The organism is Arthrobacter sp. GQ119, assembly GCF_059759125.1.
On sequence record NZ_JCAXEA010000012.1, the window covers coordinates 49,437 to 67,068 of the forward strand.

The 17,632-nt window shown below is 64.7% G+C and carries 14 protein-coding genes and 1 pseudogene; 8 read left to right on the forward strand and 7 right to left on the reverse strand.

The features are described 5' to 3' along the window. Positions 1-11 precede the first annotated feature (11 nt). Positions 12-818 (forward strand): ABC transporter ATP-binding protein, encoded by an 807-nt coding sequence (locus tag AC6CH3_RS12450; protein ID WP_498132732.1) that lies wholly within the window; start codon positions 12-14, stop codon positions 816-818. A gap of 128 nt (positions 819-946) precedes the next feature. On the opposite strand, the gene AC6CH3_RS12455 is transcribed toward AC6CH3_RS12450, so the two are convergent. Beyond that, positions 947-1,660, reverse strand: a complete 714-nt coding sequence (locus tag AC6CH3_RS12455) for a GntR family transcriptional regulator (protein ID WP_498132733.1) — start codon at positions 1,658-1,660, stop codon at positions 947-949. A gap of 136 nt (positions 1,661-1,796) precedes the next feature. Here AC6CH3_RS12455 and AC6CH3_RS12460 point away from each other — a divergent pair, with 136 nt between their 5' ends. From AC6CH3_RS12460 to AC6CH3_RS12480, 5 genes are all read left to right on the forward strand, one after another. After that, complete coding sequence (locus AC6CH3_RS12460) at positions 1,797-3,788, forward strand: flavin-containing monooxygenase (protein ID WP_498132734.1); 1,992 nt, start codon at positions 1,797-1,799, stop codon at positions 3,786-3,788. Beyond that, positions 3,785-5,323, forward strand: coding sequence for a carboxylesterase family protein (locus AC6CH3_RS12465; protein ID WP_498132735.1), 1,539 nt, complete (start codon positions 3,785-3,787; stop codon positions 5,321-5,323). The genes AC6CH3_RS12460 and AC6CH3_RS12465 overlap by 4 nt, the downstream gene beginning before the upstream one ends. Positions 5,324-5,475: 152 nt before the next feature. Next, positions 5,476-6,987 (forward strand): 4-hydroxyphenylacetate 3-hydroxylase N-terminal domain-containing protein, encoded by a 1,512-nt coding sequence (locus AC6CH3_RS12470; RefSeq protein ID WP_498132736.1) that lies wholly within the window; start codon positions 5,476-5,478, stop codon positions 6,985-6,987. After that, positions 6,984-8,438: an MmgE/PrpD family protein gene (locus tag AC6CH3_RS12475; protein WP_498132737.1), complete on the forward strand. Its 1,455-nt coding sequence runs from the start codon at positions 6,984-6,986 to the stop codon at positions 8,436-8,438. Before AC6CH3_RS12470 ends, AC6CH3_RS12475 begins: the two co-directional genes overlap by 4 nt. Next, on the forward strand, positions 8,435-9,586 hold the full coding sequence (locus AC6CH3_RS12480) for a flavin reductase (RefSeq protein ID WP_498132738.1): 1,152 nt from the start codon (positions 8,435-8,437) through the stop codon (positions 9,584-9,586). Before AC6CH3_RS12475 ends, AC6CH3_RS12480 begins: the two co-directional genes overlap by 4 nt. A 208-nt stretch (positions 9,587-9,794) precedes the next feature. Here the strand turns inward: AC6CH3_RS12480 and AC6CH3_RS12485 are convergent, their stop codons facing one another. Together AC6CH3_RS12485 and AC6CH3_RS12490 are read right to left on the reverse strand one after the other, a co-directional pair. Continuing rightward, the gene (locus AC6CH3_RS12485) at positions 9,795-11,405 is read right to left on the reverse strand and encodes an FAD-dependent monooxygenase (protein WP_498132739.1); all 1,611 of its coding nucleotides are present in this window, start codon (positions 11,403-11,405) and stop codon (positions 9,795-9,797) included. Positions 11,406-11,464: 59 nt separating this feature from the next. Further along, complete coding sequence (locus tag AC6CH3_RS12490; RefSeq protein ID WP_498132740.1) at positions 11,465-12,316, reverse strand: fumarylacetoacetate hydrolase family protein; 852 nt, start codon at positions 12,314-12,316, stop codon at positions 11,465-11,467. A gap of 458 nt (positions 12,317-12,774) precedes the next feature. Here AC6CH3_RS12490 and AC6CH3_RS12495 point away from each other — a divergent pair, with 458 nt between their 5' ends. Beyond that, a complete protein-coding gene (locus AC6CH3_RS12495; protein ID WP_498132741.1) occupies positions 12,775-13,314 on the forward strand; it encodes a mismatch-specific DNA-glycosylase in 540 nt (179 codons plus the stop codon). A 275-nt stretch (positions 13,315-13,589) separates the two neighbouring features. Here the strand turns inward: AC6CH3_RS12495 and AC6CH3_RS12500 are convergent, their stop codons facing one another. Together AC6CH3_RS12500 and AC6CH3_RS12505 are read right to left on the reverse strand one after the other, a co-directional pair. Then, a complete protein-coding gene (locus tag AC6CH3_RS12500) occupies positions 13,590-14,180 on the reverse strand; it encodes a hypothetical protein (RefSeq protein ID WP_498132742.1) in 591 nt (196 codons plus the stop codon). Between the two features lie 20 nt (positions 14,181-14,200). Further along, positions 14,201-14,806, reverse strand: a complete 606-nt coding sequence (locus AC6CH3_RS12505; RefSeq protein ID WP_498132743.1) for a hypothetical protein — start codon at positions 14,804-14,806, stop codon at positions 14,201-14,203. 340 nt (positions 14,807-15,146) lie between these two features. On the opposite strand from AC6CH3_RS12505, the pseudogene AC6CH3_RS12510 reads away from it, so the two are divergent. Next, positions 15,147-16,402, forward strand: a pseudogene (locus AC6CH3_RS12510) (IS110 family RNA-guided transposase). A 147-nt stretch (positions 16,403-16,549) separates the two neighbouring features. Here AC6CH3_RS12510 and AC6CH3_RS12515 read toward each other — a convergent pair. Further along, on the reverse strand, positions 16,550-17,035 hold the full coding sequence (locus AC6CH3_RS12515; RefSeq protein ID WP_498132744.1) for a hypothetical protein: 486 nt from the start codon (positions 17,033-17,035) through the stop codon (positions 16,550-16,552). A gap of 71 nt (positions 17,036-17,106) precedes the next feature. Continuing rightward, positions 17,107-17,595 (reverse strand): hypothetical protein, encoded by a 489-nt coding sequence (locus tag AC6CH3_RS12520; protein WP_498132745.1) that lies wholly within the window; start codon positions 17,593-17,595, stop codon positions 17,107-17,109. Positions 17,596-17,632 lie beyond the last annotated feature (37 nt).

Below are 17,632 nucleotides of genomic sequence, written 5' to 3' on the forward strand. Positions count from 1 at the left end.
AAGGAGCCACCATGGCCGTTCAGGCAGCACCCGAACAGGAACACACAGCGACGGCACCACTGCTCGAAGTCCAAGGACTGACAATGAGTTACGGCTTTGGTGACTCCGAGAACAGGATCCTCAACAACCTCAACCTGGATGTCAACGACGGCGAGTTCGTTTCGATCGTGGGCCCATCCGGCGTCGGCAAAACGACCCTGCTCCGGGTCCTGTCCGGTCTCATCAGGCCCAAGAGCGGCACGGTGAGCGTGGGCGGGGAGGCCATCAGCGGACCGCACCGTGATCTCGCCGTGGTGTTCCAGGACTACAGCCGGTCCTTGATGCCATGGATGAGCACCTTGGAAAACGTGGCGTTCCCGCTCCAGGGCCGCGGGGTGGGCAAGAAGGAGCGCAACGAAACGGCGGAGAAGAACCTGGCTGCCGTGGGACTGGCCGGGCAAGGCCACAAATATCCATGGGAAATGTCCGGGGGAATGCAGCAGCGCGTCGCGATCGCCAGGGCGCTGGCCTACAACGCCAAGGTCCTGCTCATGGACGAGCCCTTTGCCTCGGTGGACGCGCAGACCCGGTTCGATCTCGAGGACCTGGTGATTGATCTTCAGTCCAACCTGGGCGTGACCATCATCCTGGTGACCCACGATATCGACGAGGCCCTGTACCTCGCCGACAGGGTCATCGTGCTCGCCGAAAAGCCTGCGACGGTGGTGGACGTGATCGAGACAGGATTTGGCGATCACCGGGACCAGGTTGAAACCAAGGCGGACCCGCGCTTCGCCGAGGCACGCGCACGCATCCTGCACCGCCTCCGCAACCACTGACCCGGCACTTCGGCCAAAACGCCAACTGTTCCGCCGGCCACCATGCTGTTCCGCCGCTGCGGCTGCACAGAGAAGCCCGCCGCGAACCTCGCTGAGGTTCACGGCGGGCTTCTGCGTTCTTAGGCGAATCAGACCTTGGCGGGCGTCACGCCGTGCTGCCCGGCGCCGTCGTCAATGCCGGACTTCAGGATGGCATTGAGCGTTATCTCGTAGTGTTCCCGGATCAGGCGGGAGGCGCTCTTGGCATCCCGCTGCAGGGCAGCGGCGAGGATGTCCCGGTGCTCCTGGGCAACATCCCGCGTGGTGAACCGGGTGGCACTGCCGGCCCAGCGGCCGTACAGCTGGGATAGATCAGACAGGGTGGCGCAAAGATCGATCAGGACGGGCACCCCGCACGCCTCCAGGAGCTTGGCATGGAACGCCTGGTGGGCGCGGTTCCAGGCTTCGGTCAGCTGGGCGTCGTCGGTGGAATCCCGGTAAGGGGTCCGCTCCAGGGTGTGGTGGGCGGCGATGAGCTGGGATTCCCACGCGAGGTCCCCACGCTCGATGGCCAGCCCGATTCCGAACTCCTCTGACCGGCAGCGGAGCTCGTTGATGTCCTTGAGTTCGGAGAGCGAGAGTGTGGGCACGAAGAAGCCGCGGTTCGGCTTGAGGAGCACCAGGCGGTCACCCACCAGTCGGGTGAGGGCCTCACGGATCACGGTGCTGCTGGTCTGGTAGTGCTTTGAAAGCGCCGTGAGCTGCAGTTTCTCCCCCGGGGCCCACCGGCCGGACAAGATGTCGTCGCGCAAGGAATCCCGGATGTGCTTGCTCAGCGTCTCAGAATCGGTACTTTTCGCCATATGCATTATTGTAACCGCCGAAGAAGAATATATTCTTTGTTGACTTATGCAAAACTGATAATAGAATAGAGGGAGCTCGCACGAGGCCCGGATCACGCTGGTCCTCTGCAGATCCCCAGTTACAAGGAGAACCGCCGTGACCAACTCCAGCACCGAAGCAGTCCAGGCCTCAGGGGAGGCGGTGGTGGACGATCTGTACTGGCGCGACCAGTACGAGGCCATCACGGAAGACGACGCCTTCCTCCGCGAAGTGGTGGAGGGCTCGGACCTGCCGGCCCTCATGGTCGCCTTGGCTGCCGTCACCCGCGACTTCTCGCTGCTGCGCGACGACCTCCGTCCGCCGCAGCCGCCCGCCGACATCATGGGCCTGCCCCATGGCGGCATGAACAGCCAACAGCAGGAACAGGCACGGGAGCTGGCATTCGCGGCACTGAAGCGGGTCCGGGACGAGAAGCTGACCGGCGTCGGGACACTCACCGAGGCGCAGGCGCAGGACATCCTCACGTGGATCACAAATTCTGCCAACCCGGAATACCATCCGATGCTCATGCATGACATGGCCCTGGTTGAGGGCCAGGGCGGCAAGCCGAAGTGGAACTTCCGTGACATCGCCGTCGGCCGGGACTTCAGCGTCGCAGTCATCGGCTCGGGCGTCTCCGGCATGGCTGCGGCTTATCGCCTGAAGCAGGCCGGCGTGCCCTACACCGTGTTCGAGAAGGGCCACACCGTGGGCGGCACCTGGTGGAAGAACACCTATCCCGGTGTGCGACTGGATACGCCCAACTACGCCTACAGCTTCTCCTTCGCCCAGCGTGACGACTGGCCGCAGCAGTTCTCCCAGGGCCCCGAAATCTTCGAGTACACGCGCCAGGTGGCCGAGCGTGGCGGCATCCTGGAAAACATCGAGTTCAACACCGAGGTCACCTCCGCGGACTATGACGAGGTCACGGGGCTGTGGAACGTGGACACCATCGATGCCGGCGGCCGGCCGGTGACGCGCCGCTTCAATGCCGTGATCACCGCCGTCGGGCAGCTTGACCGGCCCAAGTATCCGGACGTTGACGGCCGGGAGTCCTTTGCCGGCGTCCAGATGCACTCGGCCGAATGGGACAGCAGTGTGGACGTTACGGGCAAGCGGGTGGCCGTAATCGGTACCGGTGCCAGTGCCTACCAGATTGTTCCGGCCATCGTGGAGCAGGTCTCCGCGCTGACGGTGTTCCAGCGCAGCTCGCCTTGGATGCTCCCTACCAAGGGCTACTACGACGACATGCCGGAATCGGTCCAGTGGCTGGTCCGCAAGCTGCCGCACTACGGGCAGTGGCTGCGGTTCTGGCAGCACTGGCTGGGTGTGGAGGGACGCCAGCACACCGCCGTCGCCGAGCCGGGCTGGAACAAACCGGGCAGCGTCTCGGCCGTGAACGAGAAGGTGCGCCGCGAACTGACGGAAATGCTGGCCAGGCAGTACCAGGACCGCCCCGATCTGCTGGCCAAAGTCACGCCCAACTACATCGTGGGCGGTAAGCGCATGCTCCGGGACAACGGTGTGTGGGCCGAGTCGCTCAAGAAACCGCAGACCACGCTGGTCACCGAGGGCCTCGAGCGCATGGTGCCCGAGGGAATCGTCACCAAGGACGGCGTACTCCACGAAATGGACGTCATCGTCTACGCCACCGGCTTCCAAGCCTCGGAATTCCTCGAGCCCCTCCAGATCACCGGCCGCAAGGGCACGGATCTGCATGAATACTGGGGCGGCGATGCGAAGGCCCTCGCCGGGATCACGGTTCCCAACTTCCCCAACCTGTTCATGGTCACCGGTCCCAACACGGGCCATGTGGTGAACGGCAGCCTGTACTCCATGATCGAATACGGCGTCGAGTACATCCTCGAGGCCATCCGGATCATCGTCGAAAACGACCTGAAGAGCCTGGACCTCAAGCAGGAGGTGCTGGACGGCTTCATCCAAAAGCTGGACGCCGCCAGCGCCACCAAGGCCTGGGGCCACCCCTCCGTGCAGACCTGGTACAAGAACCGGTTCGGCCGCGTCTCCCAGATCTGGCCGCACCCGGTGGTGGACTTCTGGAAGATCACACGCACGGTCAACCTCGACGACTACAACCAGCTGGCATGAGCGCCAACGCCATCGCAGACCCGCCCGCCTTCTCCACCGGCAGCACGGTGTACTTCGGAAGGACGGCCGACGGCGTCGTCCACGTTCCCGGGGTCCGCTACGGTGAGCGGCTGGATCCGGCAGACCGGTTCTCGCCGCTGGGCGATCCCTTGCCCGGACGTGGGCAGGCCAGCCCCACAGTGTTTCCGCAGTCGCCGGGGTCCCTGGACTGGCTGATCGGCCCGGCGCTGTCCCGGCTGCCGCAGAACGAGGACTCCTTCCTGCTGGACATCTGGGCACCCGAGGGCGCGCGGGACCTGCCCGTCCTCGTTTTCCTCCCTGGCGGAGCCTTCATCAGCGGCGCCGGAAACGTCGGCTGGTACGACGGCGCCCGGCTCGCCGCCGAGGGCAACGCCGTGGTGGTCACCGTCAGTTACCGGCTGGGCGCGCTGGCGCTGCTGGGCGGCTCCGGCAGTCCCCTCAACCTGGGCGCGCAGGACATCCTGCAGGCGCTTAGGTGGATTTCGGCGAACATCGGCGCGTTCGGGGGAGACCGCGGGGCCGTCACCCTGGCGGGGCATTCGGCCGGGGCCTGGTACGCCTATGTCCTGAGCCTTGCTCCGGTTGCGAAGGGGCTGTTCCGCCGGACAGCACTGTTCAGCCTGCCCTGGCAGCCCCCGCTGGGCCCCGCTGCCTATGAGGAACGCCGGGCATTGTTCAACGGCTTCCTTGCGGAGGCGCTCGGCAAGGGGGCGCTCGGCAAGGAGGCGCTCGCCGGCGGCGGAGCGGGCGAGGGGCCCGGAAGTGACGACGGCGGGTCGTTGGCCGCCGCGCCCATTGCGGCCATCCTTGAAGCCCAGGCCGCAGTCGGCAGGGCATATGCGGGGCGCGGCCTCGGGCTGATGCCTGGGGCAGATGGTGAGCTCGTGCCGGACTGGGCCATGGACTTCACGCGTGCTGCCGCCTCCCTGCATGTGCAGTCTTTGCTGCTGAGCAGTACGGACAATGAGGCCGCGGCCTTCCTGCACGCCGTGCCGGTGGCTGCCGTGGGTCCGGAGCAGCTGGCGGGTTTCGTGGCCACCCACTTCGATGATGCCGGCCAAGTCCTGGCCTTCCTGGACGCGCGGCTGCCCGAAGCGACGCCGCACGCCAAGCTCGTGGAAGCCATGAGCCTGCACCAGTTCCGCCTGGCTGCGACTGAACTGGCAGGCGTGGCCGACGCCGCCGGAGTGGCGTCGACGCTGCTCCGGTTCTCGGTCCCCAGCAGGCTGGAAGGCGCCGGCAGCCCGCACTGCTTAGACCTGCCGTTCCTCTTTGGAAACCGGGAGGACTGGCAGGATGCCCCGATGCTCCACGGCTTCCCGGAGGACAGCTTCGATGCGGTTTCCGACCAGCTGCGGCCGCTGCTGCTCAGCTTCGTGGCCGACGGCAAGGCCCGGTCCTGCAGCGGCGAGCCGCTGGGCCTGTTCACCCGCGACCGCCCGGTGCTGCACGCCGTGACCGGCAGCGGACTGGTTCCGCGGAACCTCGAACCGGAACTCCGCGCCCGGCGCTAGCCGCGGCCATCCCGGCCCCCAAGCCGCACCGTTTGTTGCCGCCGGACCATTGCCAAAGGTCCGCAGGTTATATAAAATCGAACCAGAATATATTTTCAGCTAAGAATGTAGCGAACCGGCCACGTGCTGGATCAGGCTAGAAGGAGATCACAGTGACTGCACGCACCGGAGCAGAGTACAAGCGGGGCCTGGATGACGGCCGTGAGGTGTGGCTGGGGTCGGAGCGCATCTCCGTCCTTGAGCACCCGGCCTTCAAAGGTTCCGTGGACGGCATGGCCGGCTACTTCGACTACCAGCACAAGTACGCGTCGGACTGCCTGACCACTCATCCGGAGACCGGCGAGGCCATGAACGTGAGCCTCTCGCTCCCCAGGAACACGGAAGACATCGCCCGCCGCCATCGCGCCTTCGACCGCCTGGCCCGGTACTCCAACGGCATGCTCGGCCGCACCCCGGACTACGTCAACGTGGTCCTGGCCGGGCATGTGTCCCGCAAGGACATCTTCGACCGCTCCGGGGACCCGGTGTACCACCAGCGCCTGGCGGCGTACCACCGCGAAGTGATTGAAAAGGACCTCGCGCTGACCCATACGATCGTGCACGCCGCGATCGACAAGAGCGTGGGCGAGCTGCAGGGCATGAACGAGGAACTCACCCTCCGCGTCGTCGAGCGGACCGGGGAAGGCCTGATCGTCAGGGGCGCGAAGATGCTCGCCACCCTCGGACCGATCGCCGATGAGCTGTATGTCTACCCGGCGGTGCCCATTCAGAAGGGGTTCGAGGAATACGCGATTTCCTTTGCCATTCCGGTGGCCACCCCGGGCGTCGTCGCCATCTGCCGTGATCACTACGGCGTGGACGCTGACGTTGCAGACAAGCCGTTCTCCGCCCGCTTTGATGAGCAGGACGCCGTCATCATCTTCGACGACGTGCTGGTGCCCTGGGAGCGGGTCTTCATCGACGGCAACCTGGACGTCTACAACTCCATCAATGCCGGTACCGCCTCCGGCAATACCCAGCAGCAGACGGCCATCCGTGCCGCCGTGAAGCTGGAGTTCGCCTACGACCTGTGCACGCAGATCGCCAAGGTGACGGGCACCGAGAACAAGCCGGACGTCGGCGCGATGCTCGGTGAAATCTACACCTACCTGCGCCTCACCCGCGCGGCCATCCACTCCGCGGAACTGCGTGCCTCGGACTGGGGCGGCGGAGCGTTCTTCTGCCATGACGACATCAGCTCCCTGCGGGCCATCATGCCCGGCTGGATGATCCGGATTAACGAAATCATCAAGACCATGGGCTCGCACAACCTGCTGGCAACACCCACGGGCGGCGCCTTCGACGATCCGCGCCTTGGCCCCCTGCTGAAGAAGTACCTGCCCGGCGCCAACGGCATCAGCGCCCAGGAACGCGCCCGCATCATGCGCACCGCCTGGGACTTTGCCGGCTCGGCACTGGGCAGCCGGATCGAGCTCTACGAACGCTTCTACCTGGGCAGCATCGGCCGTGCCCGCGCCCTCGACCACCGCAAGGCCCAGGCCGCCGGGGAAACCGGCGCCTACCAGGCCATGTACGACGAAATCGACGGCGCACCCTTCGCGCCGGACAGCGTCCCTGTCGGCGAGCGGGTCGCCGTCGGGGCCGGAAGCCAGGTCCCGCAATGACCGCCCAGACCGCCGAGACCACCGGCCTCGAAAACAGCCTGGACAACATGACGGGCACCGTGGCCCGGCATGTCGCTGACACCGGATTTGAAAACCTGGACGCCGAGAGCGTGGCGCGGGCCAAGGTCCGGATCATCGACTCGTTGGGCAACATCGCCGCCGGCCACCGCGCCCAGGGCAACGACGCCCTGCTGAACCTCGCCCGCAGCTGGGGCGGGGCTCCGGAATCCCGCGTGCTGGTCCACGGCACCCGGCTGCCGGCGCACAACGCGGCCATGGTCAACGCGGTGATGATGCGGTCCTACGACTTCGAGCCGATCGGCGCGGAATACGAGGACCGGACACAGACCGCGGCCCACATCAGCGGAACCACAGTTCCGGTGGCCCTGGCCGTCGCCGAGCGGCAGCGCTCTTCAGGCCGGGACCTGCTCACCGCACTGATCGTCGGGGACGACCTCACCGCGCGCCTCGCGGCGGCGTCGGGATTTGACGTCTACAGCGGGCAGGACAACACCGGCACCGTCAACGGCCTCGGCGGCACCGCCGTCGCCGCCAAACTGATGGGACTTGACGCGCACCAGGTCCGGAACGCGCTGGGCATCGCGGTGAACCAGCTGTCCGGAACCGTGGCGAACATCTTCGACCAGAGCCTCGCGTTCAAACTGCCCATCGCCTTTGCCGCCCGCAACGCGATCGTGTCCGCGGAGCTGGCACAGTCGGGCTTTACCGGGCCCGCGGATGCCATTGGCGGTCCGCACGGGTTCCTGGACATGTACTGCTCAGCGCCGGCGCCGGAGAAGGTGACCCGCCGGCTCGGCGAGGCGTTCTATGCAGACTGTGTGATCAAGCCGTGGTCCTCGTGCCGGGCGAGCCACCCCTCGTTGGACGCCTGCGTGCGGCTGGCCACCGAGAACACGCTCAACGAGGATGAGATCGCGGAGATCCTTATCCACGTAACCCCGCGGACCCTGAAGGGCTTCGTGGGCCAGCCCTTCGTGATCGGGGAGTGCCCGGAAGTCTCGGGTGCCTTCAGCATCCGTTTCACCGCCGCCACTGCCCTGATGTACAAGACAGTCCGGCCGGAGCACCTCACGCTCGAGCACATGCAGGATCCGCGCCTGCAGCGGCTGCTGGACAAGATCCGGCTGGTTGATTCACTGCCGCCTGCGGAATCGCTGACCGCCGAGGTGGAGCTGCGGCTCCGGGACGGTTCGGTGCTCAGGGCCAGGACGGACGTGCCCAGGGGCGACATCTACGCCAGCCCCATGAGCGAGGCGGAGATCCTGGACAAGTACTACGCCAACGTCGAGTTCGGCGGCAGGACCCCGCGCAGGAACGCCGAGGAAGCGGTAAAGCTCATCCAGCGCCTTGAGGAGCTGGACAGTCTGGCACCACTCATCAGACTCTTCACACCCCACTTTTCAGCAATACATCCCAGGAGGATCAAGTGAATACACATCAGGTTGTTCCCGCCGCGGAGATCACTGTCGATCCCGCTGTTTTCCGCCACGTCGTGGGCCATTTCGCCAGTGGAGTCACGGTGATCACCACCGTCGTGGACGGCGAGTTTTACGGCACGACGGCGTCCGCGGTGTCGTCGCTGTCCATGGAGCCTCCCATGATGCTCGCCTGCCTCAACCGCTCCAGCTCCACGCACGACGCCGTGCTGAAGGCCGGAGTGTTCGGCATCAACATCCTGGCCGAGGACCAGAGCGACCTCGCCATGCAGTTCGGACGCAAGGGCGGAGACAAGTTCGACGGCGTCTCCGTCACCCTGTCGGCGGAGGGCGTACCCATGCTGGACGGCGCCCTTGCCACCATCGTCTGCCAGGTTGCAGAAACCCCCACCGGAGGTACGCACACCGTATTCCTCGGCCAGGTCACGGACGCCAAGGCGGGGGCGGGCGAGCCGCTCGCGTACTTCCGCGGCGCCTTCGGCCGGCTGGAACGGGTCAAGGAGCTCGCGGCCTACGACGCCGTGCGTGACTGGGTGCTGGGGCGCCGCACGCCGCTGCACCACGCGCTGGATCCGGTCGAGATCGCAGCCCAGGCCAAGTCCGATCCCCACAACGTCCACAATGCCCTGGTCAAGCTGACGGCCGAATCCCTCGTCATCCGGGGGGACAGGGGCGAATTCCTGTCCGCTCCCATCACCCGTGAGCTGACGGACAGTGTCTACGACGGCCGCCTCACCATTGAACTCGGGGTCCTTGCCAGCCACTTTGACAAGTTCACGGACGAGGACCTTGCGGAACTGAGCCGGCTTACGGACGAGCTGGCCCTGCTGCGCCAGGGCGGCAAGGAAGCGCTGGACAAGTTCCTCAAGACCAATGCGAAGTACCACAACCGGCTCGTCAGCGTGGCAGGCTCCGCCCAGCTCACCGACGCCTTCCGACGCCTGGGCATCGGCACGGTCTGGCGGGAGGCTCTCAACAGTGAAGAGTGGGCCCGGAAGATGGACCACAGCCACATTGTGGAGCTCACGTCAGCGCTGAAGGAGCACGACCATGAGCGGGCCGCCGAGGCCTTGCGCCTGCACACTTCCTTCGGCAAGCAGTTGGCCAGTGACGTGATCGAGCGCCACGGCGGTGAGGTGTAAGCAGCAGCTGCTGACAGCGACGGAGGGGCCGCACCCAGGGATTCCGATCCCGGCGGGTGCGGCCCCGCCGTCGTTCGCGTTAACCGTGCGCGGTACGCGGACAACACAATGGGGACAGTACGGGGAGGCGGACAGCAAAGGAGCGGGGAAGCCCCCCAATGGCTTCCCCGCTCCCTTGTTGCTTTGGCCCGTCAGCTCCCGGTGTCTGTCAGCGCGCAGCCGGCTGTCCTGCTGCAGGGTGCAACAGAAGCGGCAGTTCCGGCACGTAGACAGCGAGCGCTTCAAATGCCGCCTGCTCGGTGTCCGGGGTGGTGGCTGCTGCAACGTAGCGGTCGGGACGCACCACGAGGGTCATGCCGCTGCCGGCGACAGCCGCGAATGTGCCGCTGGTATCGCTGACGGCCGTGGTGCCCGTCAGCGCGAGGTGCGGGCCGCCGTCGTTGCTCTCCACCGTGGCCAGGCGCCGCACCTCAAGGGGTGCGCGGCGATCGTGGGGGAAGTACAGCAATGCCCAGCCCGTGCCGAGTACGGTGTCCAGCGGGACGGCGTCGCCGGTGGGCAGCGTGACCTGCGGCTGGGACAGGGAGCGTCCCACCAGGGCGGCTGCCCGCTTGGGAACTGCCGTGCCCGGGTCCGCCACGCAGCCGTCGGTGAAGTGCGGCTGCTTGAGGAACTTCATGCCGGCCAGCCAGCTCTTGGCCGCCGGAACGATGCCGGACGCGGTGATCGCGGCGTCGCGGATGGCGGTGAGCGCCGGGTTGACGTTCATCACCACTTTGCCGATCCGGTGCGAAAGGCGCACCATGTCCACAGCGTGCGGTCGCCGCTCTGACTGGTAGGTGTCCACGAGGGCGTCGGTGCCGGTGCCCTGGACGTTCGCGGCGATCTTCCAAGCGAGGTTGGCGACGTCGCGGATCCCGGCGTTCAGGGCCTGCCCGGCGAACGGAGGCATCATGTGGGCGGAGTCCCCGGCGAGGAGGACATGTCCCACCCGGTAGTTCACTGCCACGCGCTGGTGGGCAACGTAGACCGCCGCGCGTCGGATGTCTTCCGCGGCGATTGTCTGGAACGGCTCGATGAGCCTGATGATGGCTTCGGGAGACGTGACCGCTGCAGCCTCCTCGCCGGGGAGGAGCATGAACTCGTAGCGGCGGCGGCCGTGGACTCCGGGGACCACGACGACGGGACGTGTCCCGTTGCAGTGGAACTCGGAGAACCGTTCCGGTTCACCGGGGGTGTTTATGATGTCCACCACGATCCATTTCTGGACCTGGGTGGAACCCTCCATGGGGATGCCGAGCTGCGAGCGGACCGGGCTGCGGCCGCCGTCGCACGCCACCACCCACTTGGAGCGGACGGTGTGCTGGCCGTCCTCGTCGACCAGCACGGTGTCTGCGTGCCCCGGGCCGTCCGTGATGCGGAACGCTTCAGTATTGAAGCGGATATCGATCAGCGGACGGCACCGGGCGGCGTCAAGCAGCAGTGATTCCATGACGGGCTGGTCGAACTGCGACTTGCCGGGCTGACCCAGCCGCGGACTGGCCGGATGGACTTCGGCCAGCAGCTGTTCCTTCCGGCCGAAGTAGCGCGCGCCGGTGTCCATGAGCATCTCCTGCGCCAGCCGGTCCAGAATGCCGATCTGCTGCATGACCCGCAGCGTCTCGTCGGTGACGCTGATGGCGCGCGGTTCGTCGCTGGTACCGGCACGGCGTTCAACGAGCATCACGTTGACGCCCTGGTCCGCCAGCAGGTTCGCGGCAGCCAGACCGATGGGCCCGGCCCCGATGACCAGTACGTCGGTCTCGATGATTTTGTCCATTGCCGATCAAAGTTCCGTTCTTTAATTGCCTGCAGCCGGGGCGGCGGGGCATGGGCGGGTCAGGAGACGAGTTCCACCGTGTTTTTCAGGGTGCCCAGGCCGGTGATTTCCACTTCGACGACGTCCCCTTCGGAGAGCAGGCCGGAGGGTTCCATGAACAGGCCCACGCCGCCGGGGGTGCCCGTGACGATCACGTCGCCGGGGGAGAGCCGGGTGAAACCGGTGACGTAGGCGATCAGCTGCGGGATGGTGAAGTACAGGTCGGCCACGGAGGCCTTCTGCCGGATGCCGCCGTTGACGCGGGTTTCCAGGGTGAGCCCGTTGACGTCGCCCAGGTCCGAGGCCGGAACGAGGTAGGGGCCGAAGCCGCCCGTGCCGGGGAAGTTCTTGCCGGGGATCCACTGGGAGGCGGCGAGCTGCCAGTCGCGGACACTGAGGTCGTTGTAGGCGGCGTAGCCGGCGACGTAGTCAAAGGCGTCCTCTTCGGCCACGTGGAACGCCTCCTTGCCGATGATCAGGGCCATTTCGCCTTCATAGTCGAACTTGGTTGTGGTGGCAGGCATCTGGGCCGGCTGCAGGTGGCCCATCTGGGAGTCGGCGAAACGGGTGAAGATGGTGGGGGCCTTCTGCTCCGTCTTGCCGGATTCTTCCTGGTGGCTGCGGTAGTTCACGCCGATGCAGATGATCTTGCCCGGATCTGTAACGGCGGGGAGGAACTCGATATCCGCCTCGGCGCGGGACGGGGCGTTGCGGAACTCTTCCCCGACGGTGCCGAAGATTCCCTGCTCGACGGCGGCGCGGAGCGTGCGGGCAAGGTTGGCCCCGCTGGGACCGAGATCGTACGCCAGTCCGTCGGCGATGATGCCCCAGGTGGGGGAGCCGTCTGCGGATACGAAGCTTGCGTAGTTCATGATGGTGGTTCCTTTCGCGGCGGCGGCGCGCCCGGGATGTGATGCGGGCTTGTCCTGCCGGCTGCTTTGCCGGGCAGGACGAATATGCATCCTTTGACAAAGAATACATTATCCCGCAGTTACGCATTCTGGCTATAGCGCAGCCAGATGCCGGGTACTGTTCCGGCTCCACCACCACGGGAACCGCCTCAGCGTCGCGCAAAGCAGGAGTGCTGCGGCGGCGCCAGTAACCGCGGAGCGATGTTTCTGCCGGGCCGCTAGCTTGTGACTTTCGGCGATAAAAGGCGGGGTTTTCGCGGCGCTTTTTGGCGTATGGGGCAGCCCGCGAGGGGGATGCCTCACATGCCGCGGGAACCGCTTGTTCAGATTGCAGTTCCGGTAGTCGGACACGAACCGGGAGTAGGGTCGAGCTTGAATCCTACAGAGGGCTGGAGCAGCGTAGGCGAAGGAGACGGGGAATGAATATAGCGGGTCTGCCTGACCGGATTGCTGCAGGAATACAGATCCTCATCAGCGGGGATAAGCCAAAGCCAGGCGGCATCAGCCTCGAAAAGGGCCACTACTACGCGGACGGCAGCAACAACTTCTGGGCACTGCTCTACGAGTCCGGGCTCGCCTCGGAGGCGCTGACTTGGCAGGACGACGAAGACCTTCCGCGACTGGGGATCGGTCTGACCGACCTGAACAAGTCCGACGAACTCGGCTCGGGCCACATTCGGTTGGAGGCACTAGTGCGCGAGTTCCGTCCGCAATGTATGGCCTTCAACGGCAAGGGTGTTGCCAAGGACTACGTCAGACAGGCCGGTACCCATGAGCGCGTCGAGCTGGGTTTTCAGGACTGGAGAATCGCCGACACCGAAGTGTTCGTGCTGCCCAGCAGCTCCGGCCTGAACACGCACCCACTACTGCTGGGCTGGGACGGACTGCTTCTGGACAAGCCCGGTTGGTGGGCGCAGCTAGCCATGCACCTAGGGCGGCGCAGTCACGGGCAGGAGTAGCCGACACCTGAAGCGGCGCCGGTGTGAGCGGAACCTCGCAGCGGCCCGGTCGACACGGTCCCCATGGCGGCTATCGCGGCGGCTGATGCTATGACGTCGGACAGGGACGTGTCGCTGCCCAAAGAAGGGGCGTAAGCGGGAGCGGCGGCTGGGCAAGGGCCCGTAAGGGCATTGGTGATCGTTGAAGCTGCGGATCACCACCGGTCGCTTGATTAATGGAAATGCGAAGCAGGGGCCACCAGGGCTCCATTGCTATGGTTCCCCGGGGAATCATGTCAAGATGCCCGCGTAGCTTTCATCGTGGAATCATTTGATTTTGCCCGGATGGCGGGCTGTGTTTTGGGGCTTTGTTTCGCGGTGGTTAGGGTCAGGAGCTCTGCGGAGAGGGCTTGGATCTGGCGTTGGATGGCTGCGGGGTTCAGGGGCCTGTTTTCGCGTTTCAGGCGCGCTTTGGTGGCCGTGTTGACGGTGCCGGTGTCGGCCAGGACGCGCTGGTATGGGGTGGCTGGTGGATCGTATTTCTTGCTGATCTTTGCCCCGGTCCGGACTTTCGCGAGGAGTTTCTGCTGCGGCGCGAAGTGGTTGGTCAGCAGTCTTTGCAGCGCCCAGATCCGGTTCAGCAGTTCCAGCTCGCCGGGTGTGTCGTATCGGTGGTAGCCGACGGTCTGGCGGACGATGTGCCAGTTCTTCTGCTCCACGTGGGCGCCGTCGTTCTTGTTCCCGGACCGGGACCGGGTAAACGTGAGTTTCTCCCGTTCGCACCAGCGGAACAGCTCCCAATTGATGAACTCCGAGCCGTTATCCGAATCGATGCCCAGGACCGGAAACGGGAACGAAGCGGTGGCGTCTTTAATGGCCGCGAACACCCATTTCTGGGCCTTGTTTTTTACCGAGCGGGTTTCCGTCCAACCGGTCGCGGGTCAGTGATATCAAGGGTGAAACAGAATTCCCCTTGGTTGTTGCCGCCCTCGTGCCCGACCAGATCGATCTCGACGAAACCGGGCACCGCGTCATCCCACTCGGCCCAGGTCCGCATCGGAATCGAGTCCTTCAACAGCGTTCCGGGCTTGGTGTGGGACCGGCCGCGGGGCTCGAGTTTCCCCCGGTCGGCCTTGAGCCGGCGGTCAATGGTGGCCGGTGCGATTTTCAGCAGCTGCGCGGCCGTGCCGGCATCAATCCTGAGCTCTTTGCACCGCCGCAGGCGCGGCACCAGGTCCGGCAGCGCTGCCGCGAGGAGCCGGCCGCAGGGTGTTCCCTGCACGGCCCAGCAGAACCGCAGCGCCTCGATCACCGGCTCCCCATACAGCGGCGCCCGCGGACGCCGCGGCCGCACGGACTTCAGGGCCAGCGCCGTCCGCAGTGCCTTGCGGGCGTGGTCACGGTGCCATCCCGTCGTCGCGCACAGCTCATCCAGAATCTGCTTCTTCACCGCCCGCTCCGACCGGGCATACCGGACGGCGATGACCTTCGTGACAGCCCTGCGTTCACTCATCGAAAGCTCCATGGCTCACAATGCCGACGCGGCAGACACCACCCCGGCGGACACGCCGCCACGCGGGCATTCTCAAATGATTCTTCGAATACAGCTACGCGGGCATCTTTGATGAGTTGATCGGCTGCCTTCCGGCCGCGCCACGGATGGAGGAAAATTCAGTGGTCGCCCGGTGACCCCGCGTTGACTTGGTGCGGTTGGAGCCCGTAGATGAGTTTGGAGACCGGAGGCCGCTGACAGGAACTACGGATTGTTGCTTCGAGCACGTGAGTCAGACTCTTTCGTCCTGCAGGCCTCCCCGGGCGGCACGGCCGAGTTGGACCGGAGAGGGGATGTTCCGATGGAAGTGTTACGAGAACGGTGCGCCGCTTTGGATATCAGCAAGCGTGACGTCAAGGCATGTGTCCGGGTGCCGGGACCGCACCGAAAGGGCAACAGGTCGCAGGAAGTTCGAACGTTCGCGTCCATGACGAATGCTCTGCTGGAGTTAAAGGATTGGCTGATCAGCGAAAGGGTCAGCGTGGTCACGATGGAAGCGACTGGCGACTATTGGAAACCCGCGTATTACCTGCTGGAGGACGCCGGATTCGAGTTGATGCTGGTCAACGCCCGAGACGCCAAGGGCTTCCGGGCCGCAAGACAGACGTCAGCGATTCGGCATGGCTATGTCAACTCACGGAATGCGGGTTGCTGCGGGCCTCGCTGGTGCCGCCCGAGCCGATCCGCAGGCTGCGTGATCTCACCCGGTATCGGACCACGACGATCCGGGAACGCAACCGGGAAGCGCAACGACTGGAGAAGGTCCTCGAAGACGCCTGCGTGAAGCTCTCCGCGGTGGCCACCGACATCCTGGGGGTGTCCGGTCGCGCGATAATGCAGGCCCTCATCGAGGGTGAACGGGATCCACAGACCCTCGCCGATCTGGCCAAACAGAAGCTGCGCCTCAAACACGATGCGCTGGTCGAGGCGCTGACCGGCCGTTTCAACGACCACCACGCGTTCCTCTGCGCAATCATCCTGCGCCGGATCAATGAACTGAACGCCGTCATCGAGGAGGTGACCGCACGGATCGATACAGAACTCGCCCCGTTCACTGACACGGTCGAGCACTTGGTGACCATCCCGGCTATCGACCGCAAAGGCGCTGCGGTGATCATCGCCGAGACCGGCGGTGACATGACCAGGTTCCGGACCGCTGCGCACCTGGCCTCGTGGGCCGGAGTATGCCCTGGCAGCCACGAATCCGGCGGGATCAAAAAGTCAGGAGCCCGGCGAAACGGCAACAAAGCACTCGGAGCAGCCCTGGGAAACGCGGCCATGGGCGCAGCCCGGACCAAAAACACATACCTCCGCGAACGCTACTACCGTCTCGCTGCCAGACGAGGCAAACAACGAGCCATAGTTGCGATCGAGCATTCTCTGCTCACCGCGATCTGGCACATGCTCGTGAACAACCTCGACTACCACGAACTCGGACCCGACCACTTCACCCGACGCGAGCCCACCCAAGTCATGCGCCGCATCACCAAACAAGCCAACGCACTCGGCCTCACCGTCCGCTTCGACCCCATCCGTCAGACCGCACCGGCAACCTGAACCCACTCACCATCCATTTTCGAGTCAGTCAACGCGGGTTCTGGTGTTCTGTCGTTGTGTGTCATACTCTGTAAGTGCCTGTTGCGCTGAGCTTCAGGAAGTAAACCCGAGACCCGGCCGGACGACCGCGGCGCTCGGGTTTTGCGTTTAAGTAATCTGCTTGACGCTTGTCACCACCGGTCGAATAAGCTGTCGCCAGGATCCCCCCTTGGCCCAGCACCATGCAATCGCATCTGGAATCACCAGCAACTGTTCCTGGGCCGACTTCGCGTGTTCGTAGCGCATCCGCTCCTTACATCCGGCTTTTCGGGAGAACTCGATTAAGCATTCGCGGTCGCGTTGAACAAGTGATTCATCCTTGTCGATGACCAGCAGTGACTGCCCTGGCTGAGCCGCGACATCGTTGACAAGTTCGCGGAAACACTCGGCTCGGCGTTCGGGTTCGTTGGAGAATCTGCGTCCCGCATCGTACACAATGGCCTCAACCTCCGAACGCACGATCACATCGATGATGGCTTTTCGACGTGAGTCCCTCTCGTCCTTCATGTGCAGGCCCCGCTGCCCAGGCAAAATAAGTCCGCGTAGTTCCCGACGCACGTCGGCATGACCGGAGGGAACCAAAACGCCGGCCACGAGCAAGTAACCTCGTTGCTTTGTCTCGTCAACAAAGAAGTGGTTCCTAGTCGACACGTCGTGCGTACGCCTTACTCATCCGTGTCTTCCTCAATCTTGCCCGCTGCATCCTCAGCGCTCCTACGGTTGGACGCAACCGTCTGCGCCGGCTTGTTGAGGTCCACGATGAGCATGTTGCCGTCACGATCTGGGACCCACCTCTTCGCTACTGACGTGTCTATGCCGATGAACTTGGTGAACATTGTGCCGGCGATCAACACGATGCCCTTCTTCTGAGGCTTTGCACCGGCAGGCCCCTGCCGACGAGTCGGGTAGGCGTTGGGATCGGTCAACTTTGCGGCCTGAATAGCTATTAGCCGGTTTTCTTCGTCCCAAAGAAATTCGACAGCCTCAGGTTCATCGATCAAGGCAAAGGCAGCTTCGTTCAGCGAAAACATGCCGCGCTTTTGGATGGTAACCGTCGGGACTGTTGGAGCAGGAGCGCTGCCCTTCTCGAAAACTTTGAAACCCATCCGCCGCTGACCTCTTTCCTTTTCGCCGATGCTTCTGTCATCGATCATAGCTCACCGCAGCGATGGGTGCGTTCAATGACACGAT